This is a genomic window from Micromonospora sp. NPDC048040, assembly GCF_055587185.1.
Genome location: NZ_JBVJGT010000056.1, coordinates 17,948 through 44,413 on the forward strand (window position 1 = coordinate 17,948; position 26,466 = coordinate 44,413).

Genomic DNA, 26,466 nt, shown 5'->3' on the forward strand with positions numbered 1-26,466 from the left:
GGGAGCTGACGGTGGGTTGGCCGGTGTAGTTCGGGCCGGCCGCCGCCGATGCAGGCCTGCTGTCCCGACGCGCGGCCGTAACGCACTGGCAGGCCGTCGACCTGCTCGCCGCCCGACACCCCGGTGTCGACACGGATGCCTCCGTGCTGTACATCGATCACGGTGACGTGTTGACCACGGCCGGGAGGGCGGCGGCGATCGATGCATGCCTGCACCTCGTCCGCAGCAGGCTCGGCGCAGCGGTGGCCAACCGGGTGGCTCGCAATCTCGTGGTGGCCCCGCACCGTGCGGGCGGGCAGGCGCAGTACATCGAGCGGCCCCTACCCCCGCACTCCTCCGACGACCCGATCACCGAAGTGCTGGGGTGGGCTCTGCCGGCACCTGGCGGAACCCCTTACGGTCGAGCGGCTGGCTGGCGTCGCTCACATGAGCCGGCGCGCCTTCATCCGGGCGTTCCAGGCATCTACCGGCGTCACCCCGGCCGTCTGGGTCAAGCGTCAGCGCCTCGACGAGGCCCGTCGACTGCTGGAGTCGACGGAACTGTCGATCGGTCAGGTCGCTGCCGAATGCGGTTTCGGCAGCAGTGTCACGTTGCGGCGGAGCTTCGCCGCGGCCTTCGACACCTCGCCGTCGGAGTACCGCCGACGGTTCGACACCCGTACCGCAGGCAGTCGTGCCGGAGATCCGCGCCGGTAGTGCTCGGACGGAGGCCCGATCGAATCAGTCCCCGGGTCTCTCGCCGGCGGTCCGCGAACTTGGTCAAGGCCCGAAGCGCCTGGGCACGCCCGTCTCTGCCTGGTAGACCGCCGGTCTCAAGGCTCCGCAGCCGGTGAGGATCCGCAACCGGATCGGCCTGTGGTTGAGCGCCGCCTATTGTGCGTGCCAGGTGGCGGCGAGCAGTTTGGTGGCGAGCCGGGGCGGTGTCGCGCGCAGCAGGGTGTCGCGCAGCCACGCGACGGCGCCGGTCTGCGAGGTCATCCGTGATTGTCGGGATGCTGCGGCCATCAGTCGACTGGTACGGGGCCGACGTTCGGCGTCGTAGCGGAGCAGTCGTTCGGGAACATCGGCCGGGTCGGCCTCGGTGAGGTGCCGGGTCAGTGCGGCCGCGTCTTCGAATGCTTGGCTGGCGCCCTGTCCGAGATCGGGGGTCATCGCGTGGGCGGCGTCGCCGAGCAACGCGATTCGGCCGACCGCGAACGACGGCAGGGGCGTGGCTAGGCGTGCGATCGCGTCGACGTAGATCGCGGTGAGCGGCGTAGCCTTGATCAGCGCCGGAACCGCCGGATGCCAGTCGGCCATCAGAGCCAGGACCTGTTGCCGCGCGTCGTGCGCGGAGGGCCGCGCTTCGGGCAGCACGGTGTCGGTGAACCAGTACAGATCGCGCTCACCGACCGGGAACAGTCCGAACATGGCACCGGTCCGGCGGTCGATCATGATGCTGGCCAGCAGTTCGGTGACGTCGAGCCCCGGGGGCGTGTGCAGCATGCCGCGCAGATCCAACCGGCCGATCTGCCGTGCTCCGGGATGGGCGGGAAACAGCTGACGGCGCAGACTGCTGCCGATGCCGTCGGCCACGACCACCGCATCCGCCGTGGTCAGCGGCTGGCCGTCGGCGACGACGACCACTCCGGCCGGATCAGGCTCCAGCCGTTGCACTGGCGCGGCGGTGCGCACCAGGTGGGCGGGCAGTGGTGCACGCAGTGCGCGGTGCAGTTCCGCTCGGCTCACCACGTGCGCGGTCCCGACCGTCCGTTTGGCGTGGACCGCGTCCGTCACCAACAGCGGCCGTCCGCGCCAGTCGCGTAATCCGCCGGTGGTGGCACGCATCGCCTGGCCGCGCACGTAGTCACCCAGACCGAGCGAATCCAGCGCCCGGACTCCGTTGGGCATGAGCACCACCCCGGTGCCCGCCTCGCGAAGCTCGGCGCCGCGCTCGTACAGCGTCACCTCGTGTCCCTGTCGATGCAGCCCGACCGCCACGGACACCCCGCCCAGGCCACCGCCTACCACCACGACTCGCACGAACTCACCTTCACTACGATCGGGCCGACGCCACCACACCGACACGGCAGCCCCGGCGACGCGCGCAAGCCTCGCGGACCGACTGGCGGCCCTGCTGACCGACGCGCTGCTCACCGCAGCCACCACGCATCGGACCCGGTACCGAGCGATCTACGAACTCCAGCTGGAGGCGGTACGCCGGCCGGCCCTCGCCTCGGCTCTCGCCGGTCTGCAGGACAGCTCGATCGGTCTGACGGCCGACCACCACGGCGCCCTCGGCCTGCCCATCCCCGCCGAGGCGATTCCGACGCTGGTCACGCTCTACGGCGGCACGCTGTTCGTCCTGGTCACCACGCCGGTCGACTGCATCAACAGGCAGCTCGTCGAGCCGCTCGCCCGCGCCATCGTGCGCGGTGCGCTGCCCGATGTGGGCGGCTCGACGACCCGGTGAGCTGAGGACAGCCTGCTGAGCCGGCCCAGAGTCGCTGCTCAGGGCAGCAAGCCGGTGGGGCGATCCCCTTCCACGCGGAGTGCTCAGTGGCGCCAACGGACGTCGAGCGCCGTCCAAGTGACCTGGTGGGAGGGTGTGAACATGTCGGGGCAGTAACGACCCCTCCTCGTGGGCGTTCCTTCGCATGGCGTTGGTGCGGCCCCATTGCTACGTCGTCGACGTCGAGCAGCACCTCGTCGGTGCGTTGCCTGTTCCAGACCTGTCGCTTGGTGAGCCGACCCCCGAAGGACGTCCCGGGCGCCTCGTGGCGGGCAGCAGGTCGAGTGCGGGTAATCCCGCCCGAGGGTTCCCCGCACTCGACCCGAGCAAGCGGTCAGACTCTGGCCTCTTCCCCGACCCTGGCCGGTGAAGCCGAGGCCGTCTTCGGTGTCCGGCGTCCGGGCATCCACCAGTTGGCCTTGCCGCATAGTTCCATCACCGCGGGGACGAGGATCAGCCGGACGATGGTGGCGTCGATGAGCACGGCGACGGCCATGCCGAGGCCTCCCTGCTTGACCGCGATGTCGGGTCCGAGCAGGGAGGTGGTGAAGACGGCGATCATGATGGCGGCCGCGGCCGTGATGACCTTGGCGGTCCGCGCCAGCCCTTGGGCGACGGCGGTACGGGTGTCGCCGGTTCGCTCGTACTCCTCACGGACCCGTGAGGAGAGGAAGACCTGGTAGTCCATGGACAGGCCGAACAGGACCGGGAACATCATCATCGGGACCCAGGTCGTGACCGGCATGGCGGCGGGGAACCCGAAGGCCGGGCCGAGCCATCCCCACTGTACGACCGCGACGATCACGCCGTAGGCGGCGCCGATCGACAGCAGGTTCATCACGGCGGCCTGCAGGGCGATCGTGACCGACCGGACCAGCGCGATCAGCAGCACCATGGAGATCGCGATGACGACCGCGATCATCAGGGGCAGGCGCGAGCCGGACTCCTCGGCGAGGTCGATGGTGCTGGCGTTCGGTCCGCCGACGTGGACCCGTTGGCCGCCGGGTGCGGTGGGCAGCACGTTGTCGCGGAGCTCGTGCACCAGGTCTGCGGTTGCCTCCTCCTGGTACCCGGTCGTGGGGAAGGCAGTGAAGGTGACGGCCTGCCCGTCGTTGCTGACTCGAGGTGGCGTGGCGTAGGCGATGCCCTCGGCCTTGCTGACCGCCGCGACCACGGGACGCAGGTCGGCGTCCTTGGAGTCGACCTGGGTGGCGAAGATCAGGGGTGCTCCGTAGCCGGGACCGAAGCCCTCGGAGAGGATCTCGTACGAGATGTAGCTGCTCCGGTCGCGGGGCTGGACGCTGGCATCGGGCTGGCTCAGCCGCATCGACAGCGTCGGGGCAGCCAGCACCAGCAGGCTCACGCCGGCGAGGAGTGCGGCGACCAGTGGCCTGCGCTGCACCACGCCGGCCCAACGCTCGGCGAGCGTACGGCGCTCCTGGGAATTGGCACTGACGGGCCGGGTCCGGCGGGACGCGCGACGAGGCAGGCGCAGCGAGTTGATCCTGTATCCGGTGAAGCCCAGGAACGCGGGTAGCAGCGTCACCGCGGCGATCATCGTCACCAGCACGATCACCGATGTGGCGACGGCCACTCCGGTCATCAGCCGCTGTCCCATGACGACCAGGCCGAGCAACGCGATCACGACGGTCGTGCCGGCGAACAGTACCGCGCGACCGGCGGTGGTGACGGCCTTGACCGTGGCGCGCTCGGGTTCATCGCCGTCCCGGAGGCTGTCCTTGTAGCGGGTCACGATGAACAGCGCGTAGTCGATGCCGACGCCAAGGCCGATCATCGCGCCGAAGGCCAGAGTGAAATCCGGTGCGGGGACCAAGTGCCCTACCACCTTTGTCAGCGCGAGGCCGCTCACAATTGCCAGGAGGGCGGTCACGATCGGCAAGCCCATTGCCACCAGTGAACCGAAGGCGATGAACAAGATCACTGCTGCCGCCAGGATGCCCACGCTCTCGGCCGGGCCCTGCGGAGGTGTCTCGGCCTTTTCCGCCATGTATCCGCCCAGCCCGAGCATGACGCTGTTGTCGGAGGCGTCCTTGACCATGTCCACCAAGGGCTTGACCTCGGTCTTGGTCACGTCCTTGTCGCTCAGCGGGATGGTCGTACGGGCGATACGGCGGTCCTCCGTCACCAGGTTCTCGCCCTGGTAGGGGGAGGTCACCGGTCCGGTGATGGGTGAGGCGTCCAGATCGGCGATGACCTTCTCGATCTTCTGTCGGGCGGCGGGGTCGTCGATTCCCTTCCCTGCCTTGATCGCGAGGGTCAGCCTGTCCCCTTGCTGCTCGGGGAAGTGCTTCTCGATCAGAGCCTGCGCCTTGGCGGATTCGGAGTCTCCGCCGGTGAAGTTGTTGTCGGGCGCGGCGCCGTACCCGAAGCCGACGATCGCCACGGCGATCACGCCGACGATCCAGGTCAAGAGGACCAGGCGACGGCGCCGGTAACAGAACCGGGCCAGTCCCGCCAGAGCTCCATCCGTACGGGGAGCCTCGGATGTCATCATCTTCTCCTCAAATGGTCGAGCGTTGCGCTCGATCGTGCGGCCGGTGTCTTCCCCACCGTTCGCCGCGAACCGTCAATTTCCGTTCCGAGCTCATCGGTGTTCATTTCGGCGCCACGACGACAATGCGCGTCAGCAGTGGCGCCTTGCCTCCTGGTGCGTTTCTTCGGGGACGAGAACCGCCGACTCGGCGAGGTCTTCCAGCACGCCGTTGATGAGGGCCAGGTCGGCGGGGGAGAGGGACGGGGCTCGACGGGGCCAGCCGATGCAGCTCGGCGTCGATGATGGCCCGGGTGTGCCGATGGACCAGGGCAAGGAGGTTCGACGTGAGATCGTCCGCGCGGACTGGCGGGCGGGCCGGGCCAGATCAGTGGCCATGGCCCGCGCTTCCGCCATGCGCACCGGCGAAGGGCGTGGTGACGCCGTCGTAGTGGAGTCGCAGCATCATGCCCTGATGCGCGTGGGGCAGGTTGTGGCAATGGTTCATCCAGATTCCGGGATTCGTGGCGCGGAAGGCGACCTCCCACGTCTCGCCTGGCCGGACGTCGAAGGTATCCACCCACAGCGGACTGCCCGTCGACCGCGTCCCGTCCCTGGACAGGACCAGCACGGGATGGCCGTGCAGGTGCCAGGGGTGCGTTTCCAGGCTTCGGTTGACGACGGTGAACCGGACGAGGTCGCCGTCGACGACCAACTGGTCGGGGATGGAGGGGTGGCCTCGGCCGTTCACGGTGTGCGCATACGTCGGTTGGCCGTCGACCAGGGCCACTCCTTGGTCGAGGACCATGGTGAAGTGCCGATCGGCGTCGCGGATGTCGAAGGGTACGGCGGCTGGAACTCCGTACCGCAGCAGGTCGAGCTCCGGCAAGTCGGACGTGTCCTCAATGTGCGCGTCACCGGGAACATCACCATGCGGGCGTAGGCGCAGTCCACCATTGCGGTCGTCGTCGACAACGAGTGCCACGGGCGTGTCCGGCATGAGGAACACCAGGTCGTATCGCCCGCCTGCGGGCAGGTGCAGCCCGACATTGCTGACCTCGCCGGGCTGGTTGAGGTCCCGGCCGTCGACGGCCGCCACCCGGAACGGGGTTCCGGCGAGGACGATCCGGTGTGGATCCGAGTCGGTGTTGATCAGTCGTAGCCGCGTGGGCGTGCCGGGTGGTGTGGGGTGTGCGGTTTGGCCGTCCCTGCCGGCGATCGTGACGGTGCCGTTGAAGGTGTGCACGGGCAGGGTCAGATCCAGATGCTCCGCCGCGGCGTGCTCGTCGGGTCGCCGTGCGTCGCGCGGTCTTACGACGAGGGTTCCGTAGAGTCCCTTGTGTACGCCGAGGTGGGACGCGTGATGGGTGTGGTACCAGTAGGTGCCCACCTGGTCGGCGCGGAATCGGTAGACGAAGTCCGCACCGGGCCGCACGGTCATCTGGGTGACACCCGGCGCACCGTCCTCCCCGCACGGCACGTCGTAGCCGTGCCAGTGCAGGGTCACGCCGTCGGAGATGTCGGCGTTGCGCAGCCGCACTTCGATCAGGTCACCCTGGTTCGCCGTGATTGCCGGGCCCGGGACCTCGCCGTTGTAGGTCCACGCGTCGATCTCTCGTCCGGACGGTAGCCGTACGGTGGCCTTCTTCGCGGTCAGCACGTGCCGCCGCACGGTGCCACCCGGTGCTGGTGAGCTGGCGCCCCGTAGGTCCGCCACCGACAGGGCCGCGCGGGAGGAGCGGCCGCGGCCCCCTCCCAAGGTCACCGATTCGGCGGCGGGGAGGAACGACAGCCCGGTGCCGGCACCGGTCGCGGTCACCACGAACGCGCCACCGGTCCAGGCGATGAGCCGGCGGCGCGAGATGGCGCGTCGGGCCTTCGGCGCCTGTACGAGGTCCGCATCAGCGGTTTTTCGAGCGGGAGCCGTGACCGCTCGCGCGGTCAGCAACGCGCCGGCGCACACGAGCGAGATCGTGATCAAGGCCGTGCTCGGGGTGAGCGGGTACCCGACCAGGAAGGTCACCACAAGACCGGCCAGTGCCGCATAGCCCGCGGTGAGCACCGAGACCACGGCGCCTGCCGACCTACCGTCGCCTCGCCCCCGCCTCGCCGCGAGCAGTCGTGGGCCGGCAAGCAGCACGGCGGCGGCCGCGGCGGCCCCCAGCATCGGCAGCCCGAGCAGCACCTTTTCCTGTACGAACCACCAGCCCCGGCCGGCCAGCATCGCCACCGAGACCACCCGGACCAACGTCACGAGCACCGCCGCGACGAGGGCGGCGAGTGCCAGCCGGGTGCGCCGGAGCGCCAGGGTGGCGCCGGCCGCGAACCACGTGGCGATGCTCAGCAGCGCGACGAGGTGGTCCAGGATGATCCACAGCCCGGTGGTCATGGCGCCTGTGGCGTCGGTGCGGCCGGCCGCGACAGCTGCCTCGCCTGGCGGCCGATCATCCCGGTCACCGCCAGGATGGCGAGACCGTTGATCGCGTGCAGACCGAAGACCAGCTCGCCGGCGGTCGTGTTGCCGCCGGTGCCGTCGAACGCCGCGGCGATCCCCTTGATCACGAACTGGACGACCGCGAGCCCGGCGACCAGGCCGCTCAACCCGATAAGCCGCCCGGGCATCCGGGCGATCGCGGCGACGACGGTCAACAGGACCGCGATCAGGACGATTCCGCCGCCCAGCGCGCGGTGCGGCTGGAAGGACTCATCGTTGGGTGCCGTGTCGAAGGCGCCGCTGGCAGCCAGGAAGAACTGTGCGACAACGGCCAGCATCAGCAGGGCCGCCAGGCCGGCGAAAGCTCTACGCACGGCGCGCTCCTCGAGGTCGGTGACGGTGATCGTTCATGGCCGAGATCGTCGCGCCGGTGCGGCGGTCCCGGCATCCGACAGCGGACGGCTCCGTCTACGCAATTGGGCGTAGCCGGCTACTGTCTCGCTACTCCGGTCGGCGTAGTAGGTCGCGCGTCTGCGCGGAACGCTTCTCGCCATGAGAACCGTAGGATCGCGGCATGGAACATCGCGCGATGCCGTTTCGCCTGCCTGTGCTGGCGCAGGACGTGGTGCTCGCGCTCTTCATCACCGTGATGCAGGTGCAGGGCACGGTCGTTCTCGCCGCCGCCAGGGGGACAGAACAGCGGTCGCTCGCCGACTCCGGATACCTCGGATTCGCACTGCTGGTGGTGGGTGGCCTGGTCGTGTCGGTCCGCCGCTTGTGGCCGGTTCCGGTGTTCGTCACCGCCGCGCTTGCCAGCTTGGTGTATTACGTTCTCGAGTTCCCGGACGGGTACGGCTGGCTCGGGCTCTTCGTCGCCCTGTACACCCTCACCGCCTACGGTGACGGGCGCCGGTCATTGGTGATCGCCGGTGCGGGTATCGCGGTGCTCGCCGTCGGGTGGCTGGTCGCCGCGGCCGACATCGAGCCCCGCGCCGCCATCGGCTGGGTGTTCTTCCGGATCGGTGCGTCGGTCATGAGCGCAGCCCTCGGCGAGTCCGTCCGATCTCGACGGGTCATCGCAGCCGAGGCTCAGGTGCGTGCTGAACTGGCCGAACGGACTCGCGAGGAGGAAGCGCGAGCGCGGGTCGACGCAGAACGACTCCGGATCGCGCGCGAGGTTCACGACACCGTTGCGCACGCCATAGCAATCATCAACGTTCAATCCGGGGTCACCGCGCACGTGCTGGACAAGAGGCCGGAAGTGGCACGGGAGGCGCTGCAAACCATCGAGCAGACCAGCTCCCGGGCGCTGCGAGAGATGCGAACCATCCTCGGGGTGCTCCGTGACGACAACAACGGACGCGTGCCGTATCCCGGGCTTGAGCAGATCGACGAACTCACCGCCAAGGCACGCGACGCCGGACTCGACATCAAACTCGAGCAGTCCATGCCTGCGGCACCGCTGCCGAGCGCAGTGGGGATTGCCGCCTACCGAATCCTGCAGGAGTCGCTCACCAACGTGATTCGCCACGTCGGCCCGACTCGGGTGACGGTAGCGCTAAACCAAGGGATCGACGTCTTGGAGATCCGCGTGACGGACGAGGGCCGCTGTGCCGCCCCAGGTGACGCCCCCATGGACCCTCACCCTCCGGCCCAGCATCATCGGCCCAGCACCGGCAGCTCGGCCAGGCCCGGCCACGGGATCCTCGGAATGCGCGAGCGCTGTCAGCTGCTGGGCGGAGACCTCGACGCCAGACCGACCCCGACCGGAGGGTTTGAAGTGACGGCACGGCTGCCCCTCGTACCGACAGGGTCGCGCCCATGAACGCCGCGGCTGAGTCACCGTTGACCAACGCTCCCGTCAAGGTGCTGCTCGCCGACGATGAGGGTCTCGTACGATCCGGGTTCAAGGTCCTGCTCGACATCGAGGACGACATCACGGTCGTGGGAGAAGCCACCAACGGCACCGAAGCCGTCGAGCGGGCCCGTGCCACCCGCCCCGACGTCGTCCTCATGGACATCCGAATGCCAAAGCTGGACGGGATCCAAGCCACCGCCCAGATCGCCGGGATGCAGGGGTTGGAGCAGGTCCGCGTCCTCATCCTCACCACCTACGACACCGACGAGTACGTCTTCGAGGCATTACAAGCCGGTGCCAGCGGCTTCCTGCTCAAAGACGCCGGACCGGCCGAACTCCTGCATGCCATCCGGGTGGTCGCCGCCGGAGACGCGCTGCTCGCGCCGCGGATCACCCGACGCCTTATCGGCCAGTTCACCGCGCAACGAGCCGCCACCCAGGCTGCGGAGGACCGGCTGGCGGTGCTGACCCAGCGCGAGCGCGACGTGCTATCCCTGGTGGGGCGGGGCCTGAGCAACAACGAGATCGGTACCGAGTTGTTTCTCAGCCCAGCCACGGCGCGCACCCATGTCAGCCACGCGATGGCGAAACTGGGTGCGCGCGACCGCGCGCAACTGGTTGTCATCGCGTACCAAACAGGGCTGGTCAGCCCAAATATGCGCTCCTGACTAAATCATGTTGGGCGTGTCCTCGGGACGTGGAGGACCGTTCTGTCCGAACGTGAGGAGGGGTGAACAGCCGCCGTGGGGCGTCTCGGACGAACCCTGGGTCGAGATCGCACCGCTGCTGCCACCCCGTCCGCCCCGGCGGCATCGGTTCCTGGGCCGCAAGCCTCTCGATGACCGCAGGGTGCTGTGCGGGATCCTGCTCGTGCTCGACACCGCGATCCCCCCTGGGGGCGACGGCGGCTGTCTGCTGGTCGACGTGCGTCCCGGCGGGCATGGCAGGGTGGGTGAGTTCTATCCCGAGGTGGGCACCGGCTTCGACGGTTGGCCCGCGTCGATCGCGGAGCTCTTGGAGGGTGTGGCGCGGTCGTTGGAGACTGGCGATCCCTACATGCAGCATTACCGCCCGGTCGTCAATGCCGGCGGCCGCCTGGACTGGACGATCGAGATGCCGTAATGGCCCGGCCGACTCGCAGGGTGTGGTGATGAGCGCGTCGCGGACCTGGGCGGCGCTGTGGCCGGCGGGCACGGCCACCCCAAGTCGTCGGACCCGGCCTGGACCTGCTCGGCATCACCTGCCCGACTTCGGTGGGATCCTGACCGGCGGATCGGCGCGGAGCACGTCGACGGCGAGGGCTCGTACCGCGGCTTCGTCCACGTCAACGCCCAGGCCGGGGCCGGTGGGTACTGCGGCCTCCCCGTCGCGTACCTCGACCGTGTGCCCGCCGACGTAGGCGGACTCGATGAACTGCCGGCCGTTGAGGTCGACGGGCGTGTCGATGCCGAACGCCGAGAACAGGTGTAGCGAGGCGGCGAAGCCGAGGTCGGAGTCGGTGAGGCCGGAGCCCATCAGGCGTACCCCGCTGTCCTCGGCGAGGGCGCACATCCGCCGGGACAGGGTGAGGCCGCCGCTGCGCTGCACCTTGGCGATCGCGACATCGACCGCGTTCAGGCGTACGAAGGTGGCGAGGTCGCTGGGGTGGCGCAGACTCTCGTCGAGCGCGACCGGCACGGGGGAGTGGTCCCGCAGCCGTTGTAGCCCGGCGATCTGGTTGGCCGGCAGCGGCTGCTCGAACGCGGCGACGTCGAGTTCGGCGAGCCGGCGGGCCACCTGTAGTGCCTGGTCGACCTGGTACGCCTGGTTGGCGTCCACCCAGATCGCCGCCTTCGGCGCCGCTCGCCGTACCGCCTCGACGAACGCGAGGTCCTGGTCGATATCGGCCAGCCCGATCTTGACTTTGAAGGCCGTGTACCCGAGGGCGTGGCCCTCCGTGACGCTGTCGGCGACCGCCTCGGGGGTCTTGGCGGAGATGATCCAGCCGAGTGGGATCCGTCCGACGCGACGTTGCCCCCAGAGCACTCCGAGCGGGACGCCGACCGCCCGTCCGACGAGGTCGTGCAGCGCGATGTCGATCGCGGACTTCGCGATCGGCGCACCGATCGTGAAGCCGCGGTTGATGACCCGGTCGAAGGTTGCCGTGACCGCGTCGAGGTTCCACGCCGGTGCGCCGAGGACCGCGGGCGTGAGGTAGCGGTCAATGGTGGTGACGATGCTCTCGGTGGTTTCGTAGGTCCAGGACGGCGTCGGGGTGGCTTCGCCCCAGCCGACGACTCCGCCCGCGGTCACCTTCACCAGCACCCGCCGGCTGGGCTGCCCGACGGTCGCGACGGTCCCTCCGGCGATCTCGAACGAACGGATCGTCGGGAGTTCGACCACGAAGGTCTCCACCCGCTCCACGACGAGACCGTTCAGTGCCCCGGTGCGCTCGGGCCCAAGAGTCGGCATGCCGTACCCACCTTCCGTGGCATCTATTTGGGAATGAATTCATTCCCTCTAGTCGATGGCAATCCGGAGCATACCTGTCCGGCGAGCTGCGTAAAGCAGGGAAAATTCTTGCCGGGAGGGATTGACGGAGGTGTGTCTGCTGCTCAAGAATCCTCAGCCATGACCGGCATTGATGGTTTGGATTCATTCCCTCATGGGACGAAATTCCGAGCCCTGGCGGCCTACCTCCGGCAACAGATCGCCGAAGGTCGGTGGTCGGTCGACGCACGCCTGCCCACCGAGCAGGAGTTCGCCCACACCCACGAGGTGGGGATCAACACGGTCCGCCGCGCGATCAACCTGCTGGTGGACGAGGGGCTGGTACGTCGTCGCCAGGGCTCCGGCACCTACGTGGTGGCGATACCGGCGCAGGTCGGGCGTAGCGCCCGCTTCGTCGGGGTGCTCGTACCGTCCACCTCGTACTTCTACCCACGGGTGATCGAGGGCATCGAGCGGGTGATGACCACCGCCGGCGTCCGGATCATCCTTTCCAGCTCCGAGTACGACCCGGATCTGGAGGCGCAGCAGATCAACCAACTGCTCGCCGCAGACGTCGACGGCCTGCTGCTCGTGCCCAACCTGCACCTGATCGAGAAGCCCCAGCAGTACGTCGACCAACTGCACCGGCTACCGGTCCCGTACGTGCTCGTGGAACGGCGGCCGCCGGCTCCCGCGCCGGACGACGCGACGCCGTACGTCTGCACCAACCATCTCGGCGGGGGCTACGCCGCGGTACGGCACTTCGTCGAGCTGGGGCACAAGCGGATCGGCCACCTCGGCCGGATCCGGACCGCAACCGCCGACATGGTGGCGGAGGGCTTCGACCGCGCGGTCGCAGACTTCGGCCTGCCTCGTCTCCCGGCAGCCGCGGTCCGACGTGAGGAATGGACGTCCGACCAGCTCGCGGCGTACGCACAGATCTGCAGGGACAACGAGATCACCGCGGTGTTCTGCCTCGGCGACCGGGACGCCGCGGGACTGCTGCCCCACGCGCGCCGGCTCGGGCTGACCGTGCCGGACCGGATGGCGGTGATCGCCTACGACGACGAGGTCGCCGACCTCGGCGAGGTGCCGCTCACCGCCATCTCCCCTCCGAAGACCGAGGTGGGCAAGCTCGCCGCCGAGGTCCTGCTGCGACGCATCGAGCAGGGCGCCTCGGCCCCCGTGCACCAGACCCAACTGCAACCACGCCTGGCGATCCGGGCCTCGTGCGGCGCCGCCCGCGACCGGTAGTCCGTGACCGGCCGAGGGCCAGGCGCACCGTCGAGGCGGTGACCCGAGACCGCTGCCCGCCGGGCGACCAACACAAGGAGATCCACGATGAGGATGCAACGCTTCTCGCCAGGCCGGCGTCTCGTCGCCCTGGCCGGCGTCGCGGCGCTCGCCGCGACAATGATCGGCTGCGGCGCGAGCGACGAGGAGAGCGGCGGCCGGGTGACGATCAGGCTGGGCTACTACGCGGAAGCGGGCGGCCCGGCCGACAAGACGATGCGCTCGCTCGCCGACGAGTTCATGAAGGCGAACTCCGGCGTCAAGCTGGAGCTGGAATCGGCGCCGTACACGGACTTCTTCAAGCGGCTGCGCACCCAACTCGCCGGCGGCAAGGGGCCTGACGTGTGGCTCTCCGACGGGGTGCTGGTGCAGGAGTACGCCGGCCGCAACAGCCTGCGTGACCTCAGCGACTTCGTGAAGACCGTCAACACCGACGACTACTACGGCGTGGACCTCAACCGCGACTCCGACGGCCACATCTACGGCTTCCCGCAGGGCGCGCAGACCCCGGTGCTCTTCTACAACAAGAAAATGTTCGCCGACGGGGGCGTCGCCGAGCCGACCGGAGACTGGACGTACGACGACCTCACCGCGGCCGCGAAGAAGCTGACCCGGGACACCAACGGTGACGGCAAGCCCGACGTGTGGGGGATGCGCGTCTACTCGCCCGGCTTCACCGAGAGCTGGTGGCCGATGGTCAAGGCGTTCGGTGGGGACGTCGTCGCCGACGGGGGGCGGAAGGTCGTCGTCGACAGCCCGCAGAGCCGCGCGGCGCTGGACTGGATGCTGAACGCGATGTACACCGAGAAGGCCGGCCCCGACGTGGTCACGACCAAGGCGCTGGGCAGCCCGCACACGATGTTCGCCAGCAACCGGGTGGCGATGCAGTTCGGCATCTACGCCCGCACCATCCCGGCGAACGCGGCGAAGATCGACCTCGGCGTGGCACCGATGCCGAAGGGCCCGGCGGGCCGCGGCCACGTGGCGATCGCGAACTCCTGGGTGATCAACAAGGCCGCGAACCAGCGGAAGGCCGAGGCCGCCTGGAAGTGGATCACGTACTTTGCCTCCGAGAAACCACAGACCACCTGGGCCGGGATCGGCGAGGCGATCCCGATCAACAAGAAGGTGGCCGCGTCCGACGTGTTCCTGAAGCCGGGTACCCCGCCGGCCGACCGGCAGGCATTCCTCGACGCCCTCGCCGACGCCGACGACCTCGGCCTCAACCCGGTGTGGACCGAGTACACCACGGCCGTGGCGAACCAGGTCGACCGGGCGCTCGCCAAGGAGAGGCCCGTCGGTGACGCGCTGACCGAGGCGCAACGGGAGGCGCAACAGATCATCGACCGCTTCTACGCGAAGAAATGAGTCAGCCCCGCCAGACGGAGGGAGGAGGTGGCGCTGTGACGACCATCGAGGACCGGGTGGAACAGGGGCGTCGCCCCTCCCCCCGGGACGGAAGGAGAACCGGGGATGAACGGCCGGGCTTCGGTCAGCGGGCATGGGCGACCGTGTTCGCCTTCCCGTACCTGGCACACCTGGTGGTACTGACCGCGTGGCCCGTACTCGCCCTGCTCTACTTCAGCCTCACCGACTACGACACGCTCTCCCCACCGAGGTGGGTCGGGCTGGACAACTTCCGCCGTCTGCTCGGTGACGAGGCGTTCTGGCGGAGCCTGCTCAACACCGCCTACTTCGCGGTGCTGTTCGTACCCACCCAGACGATCCTCGCGCTGCTGCTCGCGGTCGCGCTGAACCAACGCCTGCGATGGATCTCGCTACTGCGCAGTGCGTACTTCGTGCCGGTCATCTCGTCGTGGGTCGTCGTGGCGTACGTCGCCGACGCGGTCTTCAACCCGCAGTTCGGGATGGCCAACACCGTACTGGGGTGGCTCGGCCTGCCCCAGGCGACCTGGCTGCAGAGTCCGGTGCTCGTCATCCCGACGCTCGCCCTGGTCGCGGTCTGGAAGGGCGTCGGCTACATGATGGTGCTCTTCCTCGCCGGGCTGCAGAACATCCCGGAGGAGCTGTACGAGGCCGCCAAGATCGACGGCGCATCGGCCTGGCAACGGTTCCGCCGCGTCACCCTCCCCGGGATATCGGGAACGACGTTCCTCGTCCTGGTCCTCTCGACGATCACCACCCTGCAGGCCTTCGAGCAGGTCTACGTGATGACCGGACCGATGCGGGGCCAACCGGCCGGCCAGCCGAACGGGGCGAGCGAGATGACCGTGCTCTTCATGTACCAGCAGGGCTTCGAGTTCTTCAACATGGGCTACGCGTCGGCAGTCGCGTGGGTGCTGTTCGCGCTGATCTTCCTCCTGACGCTGGTCCAGCTCCGCCTGCAGAAGAAGTGGGTGCACTATGCCTGAGACCGGTCGGCGCGGCCGGGTCCGGCGCCGCCGAGACCGACGTGGACACCCGGCCGCGTACCTGTTCGTCGGCCTCGGTGCGGCGATCATGGTCGTTCCGTTCGTCGCCTCCGTGGCCAACTCGCTGAAGAGCTTCGCGCAGTACGTCGCGGTGCCGCCGATCTGGATCCCGGACCCGCCGGAGTGGTCCAACTACACGCAGGTGTGGGAACGCGCCCCCTTCGGCCTGTACGCCTGGAACAGCTTCCTCATCGCGAGCCTTTCCGTGGTCGGCAACGTGGTCACCAGCGCGATGGTGGGCCACGCGCTGGCCCGGATGAAGCTGCCGGGCAAGGATGTGCTGCTCGCCGCGGCTCTCGGCACCCTGATGCTGCCCACCGTCGTGACGATCATCCCCAACTTCATCCTGTACAAGCACCTCGGTTGGCTCGACACCATGCTGCCGCTGGTGGTGCCGTACTGGCTGGCGACGCCGTTCGGGATCTTCCTGATGCGCCAGACGTTCCTCGCGATCCCCCGCGACTTCGAGGAGGCGGCGGCGCTCGACGGAGCCAACCCGTGGCAGGTGTTCTGGCGGGTCCACATGCCGCTCGCCAAGCCGGCACTCGCGACACTCGGCGTCTTCACCTTCATGGCGTCCTGGGGCGCCGTGCTTGAGCCCACGATCTACCTCACCTCGCCGGAGAACTACACCCTGCCCATCGGGGTGATGAGCCTGCAGGGCCAGTTCATGGGCAACGACCAGCTCGTCACCGCCGCCGCGCTGATGTCGCTCCTGCCCATGCTGCTGTTGTTCCTGCTCGCCCAGCGCTACTTCGTTCGCGGCGCGATGGCCAGCGGTCTCAAGGGCTGATCAACGCTCGCCTGCCGCCCCGCCACCACGAGCGTGGGGCGGGGCCGCCCCCGAGCGCCCCTGACCACCCTCGCCCTACCGACACACCTGTCCTGATCGAAAGGAACGTGCAGTGACCGAAACATGGGGGAATCGACCATTCCGCGTCGGCGTGATCGGGGCGGGCAGCGTCGCCGCCCTGCACCTCGACGCGGCCGCCGGCCTGCCCGAGGTCGAGGTCGCCGCGGTCTGCGACGTACGGCTGCCGGCCGCCGAGCAGCTCGCGGCCCGGTTCGGCGCCCGCGCGTATGCCGACCACGCCGTGATGTTCGCCGCCGGCGAGCTGGACGGAGTGCTGATCACCGCGCCGCACACGCTGCACGCGCCGATCACCGTGGACGCCGCCGCGGCCGGACTGCACGTCCTGGTGGAGAAGCCGATGGCCACCAGCGTCGAGGACACCCAGCGGATGATCGACGCCTGCGCGACCCACGGGGTACGCCTTGCCGTGGGCCACGTGCTGCACTTCCTGCCGACGGTCCGCGAGGCGTGGCGGACCCTGCGGTCGGGAAGCCTCGGCCGGCCCGTGGTGATCACCGAGCGGCGTACCGCGCGGTACGAGCGGGGTTCCCGGCCGGACTGGTTCTTCGACCCGACGCTCGCCGGCGGCGGCATCGTGATGAACGTCGGCACACACAGTATCGACAAAGCCCACTGGCTCGGCGACGCGCCAGCCGTCAGCGTGCACGGGTACGTCTGGCACCAGCCGGGCGTCGAGGTCGAGACCGAGTCGGTCGGCCTGCTGGAACTGGCGAACGGGGTACGGGTCATGCTCTCGGTCACCGGGACCGGCCTGCCGTTCCACGACGAGACCGAGGTGGTGTGCGAGCACGGCGCGCTGCGGTTGTCCCGACGCGATGGGCTGTGGACGTACCAGGGGGACGACGCGGTGCAGGTGGTCACGCCCGAGCAGGACGACATCGTGGCGGCGTTCCGGGAGCAGTTGGCGGACTTCGTCGCGAGCTGCCGCGACGGGCGGGTGCCGGCGGTCGACGCGGCGTACGGGCAGTCGGTCGTGGCCACCGCGCTCGCGCTGTACGAGTCGGCCGAGCGTGCCGACACGGTGCGGATCCCCGGTCTGACCGTGGAGGTGGCGGCGTGAGCGAGCGGAGCGAGCGAACCATTCGGCTCAGCGTGGCGCCTCGCGCCGCCGCGGAGCGGAGCGAGGTGGCGGCGTGAGCGGCGTCGACACGGTACCGGCGTGGGCAGCGGGCCGACTCGCGTTCAGCACCCTCGGCTGCTCGACCGAGCCGGTCGAATCGGTGCTGGAGCTGGCCCGGCGTACCGGCTGCCACGGCGTGGAGCTTCGCTGCGCCGAGGGTGAGCCGGTCGCGCCCGACACCCCGGCCGGCACGCTGCGCGAGACCGGGAAGCGGTTCGCGGACGCGGGTGTCGAGCCGATCTGCGTCGCCTCGTACGTGCGTATCGCAGCACCGGACGGTGACCCGGTCACCGACCTGCTGCACCACGTCGAGATCGCCGAGCACCTGGGCGCCCGCTACGTGCGGGTCTTCGGCGGCCGGGACGGCCAGGCCGACCCGCATCCGGTGGCGGTGCAGCGGCTCGGCGAGGTGGCCCGGAGGATCGAGAGTGGGCCGGTGACGATCCTGCTGGAGACCCACGACGTGTTCTGCTCGGCACGCGCCGTCGCGGCGGTGCTCGCCGAGGTCGATTCGCCCGTGGTGGCCGCCCTGTGGGACGCGGTGAACCCGTGGCGGGTGGGGGAGAGCGCCCGCGAGGCGGCCGACGCGCTGGCGCCGTGGCTGCGACACGTACAGCTCAAGGACGTCCGGGCGACCGACGACCTGGCTCCGGTGCTGCCGGGGCACGGCGCGGTCCCGCTGGGCCAGATCCTCAGCGAGCTGGAACGCCTCGACTACCGGGCCTGGCTGTCCCTGGAGTGGGAACGGGCCTGGTTCCCCGAGGCGCCGCCGCTGGCCGACGCGCTCGGCGCGTTCCGGGCGGTACTCGCCGCGCACCGGGCGGCGTGATGACCTCGTTGATCCCGTATCCCGCGGCGATTCGCCGGCACTCCGGTGCGCTGTATGTCACCGGGCCGGTGCCGGTCGTGGCCGTGCCCGAGGCCGAGGGGGTCGCCGACTGGCTCGCGGAGGTGCCCGGGTTCACCCGCGCCGTGCTGTCCGACGCCCCGGTGCGCCTGGCCCTCGACGATCGCCTGGCACCGGAGGGCTACCGGCTCACCGTCGACGAGCGCGGTGTGGAGATCACCGGAGGCGCGCCTGCCGGGGTGTTCTACGGCGCCCAGACGCTGCGCCAGCTGCTGCCGGACGGCGCGTCCGGCCGCACCGTCAGCCTTCCTTACCTCGAGGTGGCCGACGCCCCCCGGTTCGGCTGGCGCGGCGTGATGCTCGACGTGGCGCGGCACTTCATGCCCAAGGAGTTCGTGCTGCGCTTCATCGACCTGCTCGCGCTGCACAAGCTCAACGTGCTGCACCTGCACCTCACCGACGACCAGGGCTGGCGGCTGGAGATCCCGCGCTACCCGCGGTTGACCGAGATCGGGGCGTGGCGCGCCGAGACCCTGGTCGGACACGCCCGCCACACCCCCCGCCGGTACGACGGGGTGCGGCACGGCGGCTACTACACGCGGCAGGACATCCGGGAGATCGTGACGTACGCCGCGACACGGTTCGTCACCGTCGTGCCCGAGATCGACAGCCCTGGCCACTCACAGGCGGCGATAGCGGCGTACCCGCAGCTCGGCAACACCGGCCGGCAGCTCGACGTCTGGACCGACTGGGGGATCAGCGAGCACGTGCTCGACGTCTCCGAGACGACGCTCGGGTTCTACCGCGACGTGCTCGATGAAGTGATGGCGCTCTTCCCCGGGAAGTACCTGCACCTCGGCGGCGACGAGTGCCCCACCGGGCAGTGGCGGGCCAACCCGGCCGTCACGGCACGCCTGGCCGAGCTGGGACTGCCCGACGAGCGAGCACTGCTCGGCTGGTACGTGGGAGAGCTCGCCAGCTTCGTCGCGGACCGCGGCCGCCGCCCCGTCTTCTGGTACGACACCGAAACCGCGCTGCGGGTGCCGAACGCGATCGCGATGCCGTGGCGGGGCGACGGCGCGGCCATGGCGGCCCACCAGGACGGCCACGACGTGGTGCTCGCCTCACACGAGCACCTCTACCTCGACTACTACCAGAGCCAGGACCGGGAGATCGAACCGCTCGCGATCGGCGGGCACACGCCGCTGGAGCGGGTGTACGAGTTCGACGCCGACCAGCCCGTCGGGGCGCTCGGCGCCCAGTGCCAACTGTGGACCGAGTACATGCCGCGGCCGGAGGACGTGGAGCGCATGGCGTTTCCCCGCCTCTGCGCGTTCAGCGAGACCGTCTGGTCGACCGCGCCCCGGCACTCCTTCGCCAGCTTCCGCGACCGGGTCACGGCGCACCTGCCCCGCCTCGCCGCGGCGGGCGCGACGTACCGGCCGCTCGATGCCATCCCGTCGCCCCGCACCGAGCCACAGCCATCCCTCAAGGAGGCGCCGACCGATGCCCATTCACGTGGCTGACGCCCCGCCGCGCAGCCTGGCCGCCCTCCGGGAGGTCCTATCGACACCCAGCCAGGAGGTGGTGGAGAGCCTGGCACGGATGGACGGCGACCTGATGCTCCTCGGCGTCGCCGGAAAGCTGGGACCCGAGCTGGCCCTGATGGCGCGACGCGCCCTGGACCGGGCCGGCCGGCAGGCCCGGATCATCGGGGTGGCCCGCAATCCCGGGCCTGAGCTGGTGGAGCGGTTGCGTGGCGGGGGCGTGGAGCTGCTCCGTGCCGACCTGCTCGACGACGCGGCGCTCGCCGGCCTGCCGGACGTGGCGAACATCGTGTACCTGGCCGGCCGGAAGTTCGGCACCGACGGCGCCGAGCACCAAACGGAGCGGGAGGGGCGTTTCTGATGTCGGCAGCACTACCGTTGGATGTCGGCGCCGCGCTGCGCGAGGGCGTCGTGATCCCGGCTCACCCGCTCGCGCTCGACGTCACCGGGCGGCTCGACGAGCGCCGACAGCGTGCACTGAGCCGGTACTACCTGGACGCCGGGGCGGGCGGCCTGGCGGTCGGGGTGCACACCACCCAGTTCGCGATCCGGGATGCCGGGCTGCTCGAACCGGTGCTACGGATCGCCGTCGACACCGTGCGGGAGGCGCCGCGCGACCGGCCGGTGGTGCTGGTCGCCGGAGTCTCCGGCACCACCGACCAGGCGGTCGCCGAGGCCAAGCTCGCCGCGGACCTCGGCTACCACCTCGCCATGGTGATCCTGCGCGGGTTGGCGGAGCTGACGGACGACGAGCTCATCGCGCACATCGCGGCGGTCGGCGAGGTGCTCCCGGTGTTCGGCTTCTACCTCCAGCCCGCGGTCGGCGGTCGGACGCTCGGGTTCGACTTCTGGGCCCGGCTCGCCGAACTGCCCTGCCTGGCGGCGATCAAGATCGCGCCGTTCGACCGGTACCGCACCCTCGACGTGGTCCGGGCGGTCTGCGAGTCCTCACGGGCGGCGGAGATCGCGCTCTACACCGGAAACGACGACAACATCATCGTCGACCTGCTCACCACGTACCGCTTCCCGGTGAGCGGCGGCCAGGTCAGCAAGCGGATCGTGGGTGGGCTGCTCGGCCAGTACGCCGTGTGGACCCGCCGCGCCGTGGAACTGTTCGAACGGGCCCGTGAGGCGGCACGGACCGGACAGCTCGACGAGGAGCTGCTCACGACGGCCGCGAGGTTGACCGACGCCAACGCGGCCGTCTTCGACGTCGCCAACGGCTTCGCCGGCTGCGTCGCCGGAATCCACGAGGTGCTGCGGCGCCAGGGCTTGCTGGACAACGTACGGCTGCTCGACGAGCAGGAGCGGCTCTCGCCCGGGCAGGCGGCGGAGCTCGACCGGGTGATCCGGGCGTACCCCGACCTGCAGGACGACGCGTTCGTCGCCGCGCACCTGGACCGCTGGCTCGACACATAGCAGGAGGAGCCATGAACGTTCCCCACGCCGTCCTGGCCGCCGCGCTGGCGGTGGCGTCGGTCCCGCTGGCGGTGACACCGTCCACGGTGCACGCGCCGGCGCGCACCGCCGCGGCGCCCCAGGAGTTCTTCGACGATTTCAGCTACGCCGGTCCCGCGGATCCGGCGTTCGCCGGGTTCGGTTGGACGGTGCGCACCGGCGGTGGCGGGCCCGGGGTGTCGGGTGCCACCTGGAGCGCCGACAACGTCTCCATGGCGGGATCCGGCGCCGACCGGGTGATGCGGCTCGCCGCCACCAGCCAGGGCACCGGCCAGACGACCACTCAGGCGTCGGTCTCCCAGGGGCAACGGTTCTTCGAGGGCACCTACGCGACCCGGATCCGGTTCACCGACGCACCGGAGAGCGGGCCGGACGGCGATCAGGTGGTCCAGACCTTCTACACCATCTCGCAGCTCAACCACCCCCTCGACCCGAACTACAGCGAACTGGACTACGAATACGTCCCCAACGGGGGCCTCGGGTCGGCCGGCACCGCGTTGCAGGTGGTGACCTGGGAGACGTATCAGGACAGCCCCTGGGATCCCCGCGCGCTGGAAACCGTCCTGTCCCGCAGCCACGACGGATGGCACCTGCTCAAACTCGACGTGACCGGCGGCGAGGTGCGGTACTACGTCGACGGCGTGCTGGTCGCCAGTCACGGCGGTGACCACGTCCCCGAGGCGTTCATGTTCCTGAAGTACGCCGTGTGGTTCGCCAACGGTGGCCTGGTCTCCTCGTCGACGTCCCGCAGGTACGTCCTCGACGTCGACTGGGTCTACCACGCCCGGGACGCCTCCCTCACCACCACCGAGGTGGAGTCCGCCATCGCCGGGTTCCGCGCGGGCGGCATCCCGCGCCGGGACACCCTGGTGCCGCGGACCGTGGTCGCCGCCGACGCACACGTGCGCAGCGGCACGTACAGCGACACGAATTTCGGGTCGACGACCCGGCTGGAGGTCAAGGACGCTCCCAACGCCGCAGACCCGAACGTGGATCGGCTGACCTACCTGAAGGCCAACCTTCCCGACACACAGGCCAGTTCCGCCCGGCTCTGGCTGCACGTCAGTTCGGTCCACCCGGGGACCGGTCCGGTCCCGATCGCCGTCCGCGTGCTCACCGCCGACAGCTGGTCGGAGTCGACGATCACGTGGAACAACCGGCCTACCGCGGGAGCGACCCTGCTGGGCACCCTGCAGGTGACGACACCCGGGTGGTACGCGATCGACGTCACCAGTGCCGTGAACAGCAATCTCAACGACGGCCAGATCACCTTCCGACTCGCCGACGAATCGGTCGCCGACCGGCTGGTGGTCATCGATTCCCGCGAGTACGGCGCGGGCACCGAGCCGTACCTCCTCATCTCCTGAACCCCCCGAGAGGAGCACCCCCGTGTCCCTGATCCGAAGCATGTCCTGGCGCTCGCGGCTGACGCTGTCTGCCGCCGTGCTGGCCGCTCTGCTGCTGCCGCCCGGGCAGCCCGCCTCCGCCGCCGCGCCCTCGGTCACCATCGATTCGCACACCAGCGGTGACGCGGTGCCGGCCGGGACCGTCCGCCTGTCGGGCGGCTACACCGACGCGTACGAACTGACCGTCGTGCTCGACGGCCGCAGCACTCCCCGCGTACACACCGTGGACCCGGACGGCGACGACACCGGCACCTGGTACTACGACCTGGACACGACCGGCGTGGACGGTGAGATCGAGGTCGCGGTGCGCGCCAAGCGAACCGACAACCGTTACGGTGTCTGGTCCCCGTTCGTCACCCTGCGGGTGGACAACCCGGCTGCCAACGTCCCGGTCGTGACGGTGACCAGTCCCGATGACGGCGGTACGGTGCGGCAGCCGACACCGGTCCGCGTCTCGGTCGCCGCGCACAACACCGTGCGTGAGGTGTCGGTACGCGTCAACGGCGGAGCCTGGCTGCGGGCGCTCGGGGAGAAGGGCACCTACACCCATCTGTGGGATCCCCGCGAACTCGGTGACGCCATGGTGAGCATCGAGGCCAGAGCGGTCGACGCGTACGGCAACACCGGGTACAGCCCGACCGTCTACGTCGCGGTCGGCGCGGGCGCTGCCGAGCCGGTACGGGTCGGCTCGCAGGACCGGGCGATGTGGATCTGGGAGCGGGCGTCGTACGGTCTGATCCTCAACCCCGGATCCCGCCGACTGCTCGCGACGACGGCACGCGACGCCGACACCTTCGGCTCGCGGCCGATCACCACGCTCTATGTCGGCGTGGACCGGTACGGCGACCTGGACATGCTCTACGACAAGCGCGCCGAGGTGCGGGACTTCGTGAGCTGGGCACACGCGCAGGGCTTCACGGTGTACGCCACGATCGCCGGTGGCACCCAACCGCCGTTCCTCGGCGGGCTGGAGCGCTACCACCCCCGCGCGGTCCGGGAGATGGAGAAGATCCTCAACTACAACCTCGCCTCACGGCCGGCGGAGCGGTTCGACGGGGTCAACGTGGACATCGAACCCTACATCTATCCCGGGTTCGCGGCTGAGAAGCCGGCGCTGCAACTGCAGTGGCTCGAGATTCTGGAGAAGCTGATCCAGCGCAGGAACGCGGCGGGTTCGCCACTGGCGTTCGGCCCGGCGATCCCGCGCTGGCTGGACGTCAACGCGTGCTGCACCGGCATCACCTGGAAGGGCGCCACCAAACCGCTCAGCGAACACATCCAGGACATGAGCGACTACATCTCGATCATGGACTACCGGGACACCGCGGAGGGGTCGGTCGGCATCATCGCCCAGGCCCAGTCCGAGATCGCGTACGCCGAGGCGATCGGCAAGCCGAACTCGGTGGTGATCGGGGTGGAAACGCTGGACATCGCCTGGAGCGGCGACCCGGAGACCATCACCTTCCGCGAGGAGGGGCGCGCCGTCGCCGAGCGCGAACTGCGGAAGGTGTACGACGCTTTCGCCGGAAGTCCGGCATTCGGCGGCATCGCGATGCACCACTACGACTCCATCCGCTGGCTCCCGTCGGTGTGGGGACCCAACGCCGTGTACGCGCCGCTGCCGGCCGACACCGGCCCGCCCGGCGTGGTGAGCTCGCCGCCGACGGCGAACGCCTTCGACCACCAGAGCATCGAACTCGTCTACGGCCGGGCCTTCGACGACACCGAGGTGGAGCACTACAACATCTACCGGTCCACCGATCCGGGCTTCACGCCCGACCCGAAGAACCTCGCCGGGCAGTCGCGCGGCCTGACCTTCACCGACTCCGGCCTGCTGCCGGACACCACCCACCACTACCGGGTCGCCGCCGTGGACGTACACGGCAACGTCGGGCCGGCCTCGCCGGCTGTCTCCGCCACCACCGCCGGCACCCACCTGCGGCCACTGATCGTCTCCGAGCTGACGGTGACCGCCGCGGGCGGTCCGGCGACCGTGCGGCTCCGGGTGACCGATCTGGTCACCGGGGAGCCGGTGGCGGCGGCCGTACACGGCCGGTTCACCAAGATGGCGGGCCGGTACCTGACGATGAACGCGAACTCGGACGGCCAGGCGTCGGGCGTCTCGGAGACGATCGGCTTCCGGGCCGGTGAGGTGGGCTTCCAACCACTGCGGATCACCGCACCCGGCTACTACTGGGCATCTGCTCACGACCGGGCCCGGAACGTGGAGACCAGGTGGCAGACCACGACGCCGGTGGTCGCCGACGCCTTCGTACGCGCCGGTGCGTACGCGGACACCGCCTACGGCTCAGCGAGCGAGTTGGAGATCGCCGACGTCCCCGACACGCAGAGTCCGGACGGCGACCGGATGGCCTACCTGAAGGCCGGACTCGGCGGCTATCCGGGCACGGCGACTGTCTCCGCCCGGCTGTACTTCCATGTCAGTTCGGTGTCGCCGGGCGTTGGCGCCGTACCGGTGACGGTGCGGGCGCTGGCCGACGACTCATGGTCGGAGAGCGGCGTGAGCTGGAACAGCCGCCCGTCCAGCGCGGGCGGAAGCGTGCTCGGGACCGTCCGGGTGGATCGCCCCGGCTGGTACTCGGTTGACGTCACCGGCGCGGTCAACACCAACCTGGCCGACGGAGCCCTGACGCTTCGACTCTCCGACGACACGACCGCTGGGCGACTGGCCGCCATCGACAGTCGGGAGAGCGACCGGCAGCCGTACCTGATCATCTACTGACACCGGTGGCTCTGACGCCCATCCTTCCGATGGGCGTCAGAGCCCGGCCATCGCCGTCCTGCTGGCGAGGAAGCAGGACCACCATCGCTGATGCCGGGCACGATGGTTACCACTCGCCGAATACGTGAGTCAGACGTCCTCTAATTTTGTGCCACCGCGCGGCAGTCGTGCACCTACGCTTCTGGCCAGTCAGCCACGATGACCAAAGGGACTGAGTCCGGCGACCGGTAGTCGTCACCAGGAAAGTACTCGATGTGCAGATGCCGGTGGACTGCCCGGTCATCGGCGGTCTCGGCTTGCTCAGCCACACCATCGAGCGCGTCCCAGATGATGCCGAGATACTCACGCCCGCCGGAGAAATGCAGCGTGGTCCCGCCTTGCAGACCGACAAGCAGCGGGCCTGCGGTCGCCTCCTGACCGACGACCCCGCCGGCGACCGCCATCTCAACGGGCTCAGAATGTTGGCGTAGCAGCCGGCTGAGGGCGCGGAGCGCAGCCGGCGGACCGGCAAGCTCCAGCTCGTCGTCGCTGACGGAGAGACGGCAGCGTCGGTGATTATCCATCGGCGCATTGTCCCTCACTGTGCGCCCTCTTGCGTCGCCCAGCGTGAAGGCCTCCGCGAGCGCCTTGAGGATCATGTCGGGCATCAGGTGAGACGCGAGTGGGCGGGTTCAAGGGGTGTGCGCAAGGAGCTCGGCGAGCTTCTCGGATGGTGTCATGTTGCCGAGGGTCTTGCGGGGCGGGTGTTGAGGCTACGGGCGAAGTCGGTGTGTCAATTCCCTGGAATCGTGGAGGGCGTCGTTATGCGGCCCGGGCCTCCGGTGCGTGGGTGTCTGATCGCTCGTAGTCGATGGGTGACCGCCAGTCGCAGACGGAGTGCCGGCGGCGCTGGTTGTAGAAGTCGGTGATCTAGTGCCGCATCAGGCAACGTTTGCCCCGTGACGACGCGCCGCGCGGGGTGCTGGTCCGGGCGGCGTGGTGTCGTCAGGCTGTCCGGGTGGTG

Annotated in this window: 22 protein-coding genes; 16 read left to right on the top strand and 6 right to left on the bottom strand. The window is 69.7% G+C overall.

The annotated features are described in order from the left end of the window. Nucleotides 1-201 precede the first annotated feature (201 nt). Nucleotides 202-696, top strand: coding sequence for a helix-turn-helix domain-containing protein (locus tag ACZ6O2_RS30850; RefSeq protein WP_466025359.1), 495 nt, complete (start codon nucleotides 202-204; stop codon nucleotides 694-696). Nucleotides 697-870: 174 nt separating this feature from the next. Here the strand turns inward: ACZ6O2_RS30850 and ACZ6O2_RS30855 are convergent, their stop codons facing one another. Next, on the bottom strand, nucleotides 871-2,022 hold the full coding sequence (locus tag ACZ6O2_RS30855; protein WP_466025360.1) for an FAD-dependent monooxygenase: 1,152 nt from the start codon (nucleotides 2,020-2,022) through the stop codon (nucleotides 871-873). Here ACZ6O2_RS30855 and ACZ6O2_RS30860 point away from each other — a divergent pair. Beyond that, on the top strand, nucleotides 1,904-2,452 hold the full coding sequence (locus ACZ6O2_RS30860) for a hypothetical protein (RefSeq protein WP_466025361.1): 549 nt from the start codon (nucleotides 1,904-1,906) through the stop codon (nucleotides 2,450-2,452). The two genes, ACZ6O2_RS30855 and ACZ6O2_RS30860, sit on opposite strands and share 119 nt — an antisense overlap. A 373-nt stretch (nucleotides 2,453-2,825) precedes the next feature. Here ACZ6O2_RS30860 and ACZ6O2_RS30865 read toward each other — a convergent pair whose 3' ends face one another. The 3 genes from ACZ6O2_RS30865 to ACZ6O2_RS30875 all read right to left on the bottom strand — a co-directional run bounded on the left by ACZ6O2_RS30865 (nucleotide 2,826) and on the right by ACZ6O2_RS30875 (nucleotide 7,790). Next, nucleotides 2,826-4,922 carry an MMPL family transporter gene (locus tag ACZ6O2_RS30865; RefSeq protein ID WP_466025362.1) on the bottom strand — a complete coding sequence of 699 codons (2,097 nt, stop codon included), beginning with the start codon at nucleotides 4,920-4,922 and terminating at the stop codon, nucleotides 2,826-2,828. 448 nt (nucleotides 4,923-5,370) lie between these two features. After that, a complete protein-coding gene (locus tag ACZ6O2_RS30870; RefSeq protein WP_466025379.1) occupies nucleotides 5,371-7,206 on the bottom strand; it encodes a multicopper oxidase family protein in 1,836 nt (611 codons plus the stop codon). Nucleotides 7,207-7,367: 161 nt separating this feature from the next. Continuing rightward, nucleotides 7,368-7,790, bottom strand: a complete 423-nt coding sequence (locus ACZ6O2_RS30875; protein ID WP_466025363.1) for a DUF6220 domain-containing protein — start codon at nucleotides 7,788-7,790, stop codon at nucleotides 7,368-7,370. 200 nt (nucleotides 7,791-7,990) lie between these two features. Between ACZ6O2_RS30875 and ACZ6O2_RS30880 the strand changes: the two genes are divergently transcribed. From ACZ6O2_RS30880 to ACZ6O2_RS30890, 3 genes are read left to right on the top strand one after another with little or no spacing between them, the layout of a single operon-like run. Further along, nucleotides 7,991-9,241, top strand: a complete 1,251-nt coding sequence (locus ACZ6O2_RS30880; RefSeq protein WP_466025364.1) for a sensor histidine kinase — start codon at nucleotides 7,991-7,993, stop codon at nucleotides 9,239-9,241. After that, a complete protein-coding gene (locus ACZ6O2_RS30885; protein WP_466025365.1) occupies nucleotides 9,238-9,942 on the top strand; it encodes a response regulator transcription factor in 705 nt (234 codons plus the stop codon). Before ACZ6O2_RS30880 ends, ACZ6O2_RS30885 begins: the two co-directional genes overlap by 4 nt. Nucleotides 9,943-9,994: 52 nt before the next feature. Continuing rightward, complete coding sequence (locus ACZ6O2_RS30890; protein WP_466025366.1) at nucleotides 9,995-10,396, top strand: hypothetical protein; 402 nt, start codon at nucleotides 9,995-9,997, stop codon at nucleotides 10,394-10,396. A 114-nt stretch (nucleotides 10,397-10,510) separates the two neighbouring features. On the opposite strand, the gene ACZ6O2_RS30895 is transcribed toward ACZ6O2_RS30890, so the two are convergent. Continuing rightward, on the bottom strand, nucleotides 10,511-11,725 hold the full coding sequence (locus ACZ6O2_RS30895; RefSeq protein ID WP_466025367.1) for a mandelate racemase/muconate lactonizing enzyme family protein: 1,215 nt from the start codon (nucleotides 11,723-11,725) through the stop codon (nucleotides 10,511-10,513). 159 nt (nucleotides 11,726-11,884) lie between these two features. Between ACZ6O2_RS30895 and ACZ6O2_RS30900 the strand changes: the two genes are divergently transcribed. The 11 genes from ACZ6O2_RS30900 to ACZ6O2_RS30950 all read left to right on the top strand — a co-directional run bounded on the left by ACZ6O2_RS30900 (nucleotide 11,885) and on the right by ACZ6O2_RS30950 (nucleotide 25,463). Next, complete coding sequence (locus ACZ6O2_RS30900) at nucleotides 11,885-12,997, top strand: GntR family transcriptional regulator (protein WP_350705217.1); 1,113 nt, start codon at nucleotides 11,885-11,887, stop codon at nucleotides 12,995-12,997. Nucleotides 12,998-13,084: 87 nt separating this feature from the next. Then, nucleotides 13,085-14,404, top strand: coding sequence for an ABC transporter substrate-binding protein (locus ACZ6O2_RS30905; RefSeq protein WP_466025368.1), 1,320 nt, complete (start codon nucleotides 13,085-13,087; stop codon nucleotides 14,402-14,404). 35 nt (nucleotides 14,405-14,439) lie between these two features. Continuing rightward, nucleotides 14,440-15,408, top strand: coding sequence for a carbohydrate ABC transporter permease (locus ACZ6O2_RS30910; protein WP_350705220.1), 969 nt, complete (start codon nucleotides 14,440-14,442; stop codon nucleotides 15,406-15,408). Then, nucleotides 15,401-16,261, top strand: a complete 861-nt coding sequence (locus ACZ6O2_RS30915) for a carbohydrate ABC transporter permease (RefSeq protein ID WP_466025369.1) — start codon at nucleotides 15,401-15,403, stop codon at nucleotides 16,259-16,261. Before ACZ6O2_RS30910 ends, ACZ6O2_RS30915 begins: the two co-directional genes overlap by 8 nt. A 112-nt stretch (nucleotides 16,262-16,373) precedes the next feature. Next, nucleotides 16,374-17,402, top strand: a complete 1,029-nt coding sequence (locus tag ACZ6O2_RS30920) for a Gfo/Idh/MocA family protein (RefSeq protein ID WP_466025370.1) — start codon at nucleotides 16,374-16,376, stop codon at nucleotides 17,400-17,402. 73 nt (nucleotides 17,403-17,475) lie between these two features. After that, complete coding sequence (locus tag ACZ6O2_RS30925) at nucleotides 17,476-18,291, top strand: sugar phosphate isomerase/epimerase family protein (RefSeq protein ID WP_466025371.1); 816 nt, start codon at nucleotides 17,476-17,478, stop codon at nucleotides 18,289-18,291. Further along, nucleotides 18,291-19,835, top strand: a complete 1,545-nt coding sequence (locus ACZ6O2_RS30930) for a beta-N-acetylhexosaminidase (RefSeq protein ID WP_466025372.1) — start codon at nucleotides 18,291-18,293, stop codon at nucleotides 19,833-19,835. Before ACZ6O2_RS30925 ends, ACZ6O2_RS30930 begins: the two co-directional genes overlap by 1 nt. Then, nucleotides 19,816-20,217, top strand: a complete 402-nt coding sequence (locus tag ACZ6O2_RS30935) for a hypothetical protein (RefSeq protein WP_466025373.1) — start codon at nucleotides 19,816-19,818, stop codon at nucleotides 20,215-20,217. Before ACZ6O2_RS30930 ends, ACZ6O2_RS30935 begins: the two co-directional genes overlap by 20 nt. Next, entirely contained in the window at nucleotides 20,217-21,275 is a 1,059-nt protein-coding gene (locus ACZ6O2_RS30940; RefSeq protein WP_466025374.1) for a dihydrodipicolinate synthase family protein, read from the top strand. The genes ACZ6O2_RS30935 and ACZ6O2_RS30940 overlap by 1 nt, the downstream gene beginning before the upstream one ends. 11 nt (nucleotides 21,276-21,286) lie before the next feature. Next, nucleotides 21,287-22,681, top strand: coding sequence for a CBM96 family carbohydrate-binding protein (locus tag ACZ6O2_RS30945; protein ID WP_466025375.1), 1,395 nt, complete (start codon nucleotides 21,287-21,289; stop codon nucleotides 22,679-22,681). Between the two features lie 22 nt (nucleotides 22,682-22,703). Further along, nucleotides 22,704-25,463: a CBM96 family carbohydrate-binding protein gene (locus tag ACZ6O2_RS30950; RefSeq protein WP_466025376.1), complete on the top strand. Its 2,760-nt coding sequence runs from the start codon at nucleotides 22,704-22,706 to the stop codon at nucleotides 25,461-25,463. Nucleotides 25,464-25,636: 173 nt separating this feature from the next. Here ACZ6O2_RS30950 and ACZ6O2_RS30955 read toward each other — a convergent pair whose 3' ends face one another. Next, nucleotides 25,637-26,110, bottom strand: a complete 474-nt coding sequence (locus ACZ6O2_RS30955; protein WP_466025377.1) for an Imm32 family immunity protein — start codon at nucleotides 26,108-26,110, stop codon at nucleotides 25,637-25,639. Nucleotides 26,111-26,466 lie beyond the last annotated feature (356 nt).

Coding starts and splice junctions, on each gene's coding strand:
- ACZ6O2_RS30850 (WP_466025359.1), top strand. CDS start 202: ATGCATGCCTGCACCTCGTCCGCAGCAGGCTCGGCGCAGCGGTGGCCA.
- ACZ6O2_RS30870 (WP_466025379.1), bottom strand. CDS start 7,206: ATGCTGGCCGGCCGGGGCTGGTGGTTCGTACAGGAAAAGGTGCTGCTC.
- ACZ6O2_RS30885 (WP_466025365.1), top strand. CDS start 9,238: ATGAACGCCGCGGCTGAGTCACCGTTGACCAACGCTCCCGTCAAGGTG.
- ACZ6O2_RS30905 (WP_466025368.1), top strand. CDS start 13,085: ATGAGGATGCAACGCTTCTCGCCAGGCCGGCGTCTCGTCGCCCTGGCC.
- ACZ6O2_RS30880 (WP_466025364.1), top strand. CDS start 7,991: ATGGAACATCGCGCGATGCCGTTTCGCCTGCCTGTGCTGGCGCAGGAC.
- ACZ6O2_RS30935 (WP_466025373.1), top strand. CDS start 19,816: ATGCCCATTCACGTGGCTGACGCCCCGCCGCGCAGCCTGGCCGCCCTC.
- ACZ6O2_RS30915 (WP_466025369.1), top strand. CDS start 15,401: ATGCCTGAGACCGGTCGGCGCGGCCGGGTCCGGCGCCGCCGAGACCGA.
- ACZ6O2_RS30940 (WP_466025374.1), top strand. CDS start 20,217: ATGTCGGCAGCACTACCGTTGGATGTCGGCGCCGCGCTGCGCGAGGGC.
- ACZ6O2_RS30900 (WP_350705217.1), top strand. CDS start 11,885: ATGACCGGCATTGATGGTTTGGATTCATTCCCTCATGGGACGAAATTC.
- ACZ6O2_RS30895 (WP_466025367.1), bottom strand. CDS start 11,725: ATGCCGACTCTTGGGCCCGAGCGCACCGGGGCACTGAACGGTCTCGTC.
- ACZ6O2_RS30955 (WP_466025377.1), bottom strand. CDS start 26,110: ATGCCCGACATGATCCTCAAGGCGCTCGCGGAGGCCTTCACGCTGGGC.
- ACZ6O2_RS30930 (WP_466025372.1), top strand. CDS start 18,291: ATGACCTCGTTGATCCCGTATCCCGCGGCGATTCGCCGGCACTCCGGT.
- ACZ6O2_RS30945 (WP_466025375.1), top strand. CDS start 21,287: ATGAACGTTCCCCACGCCGTCCTGGCCGCCGCGCTGGCGGTGGCGTCG.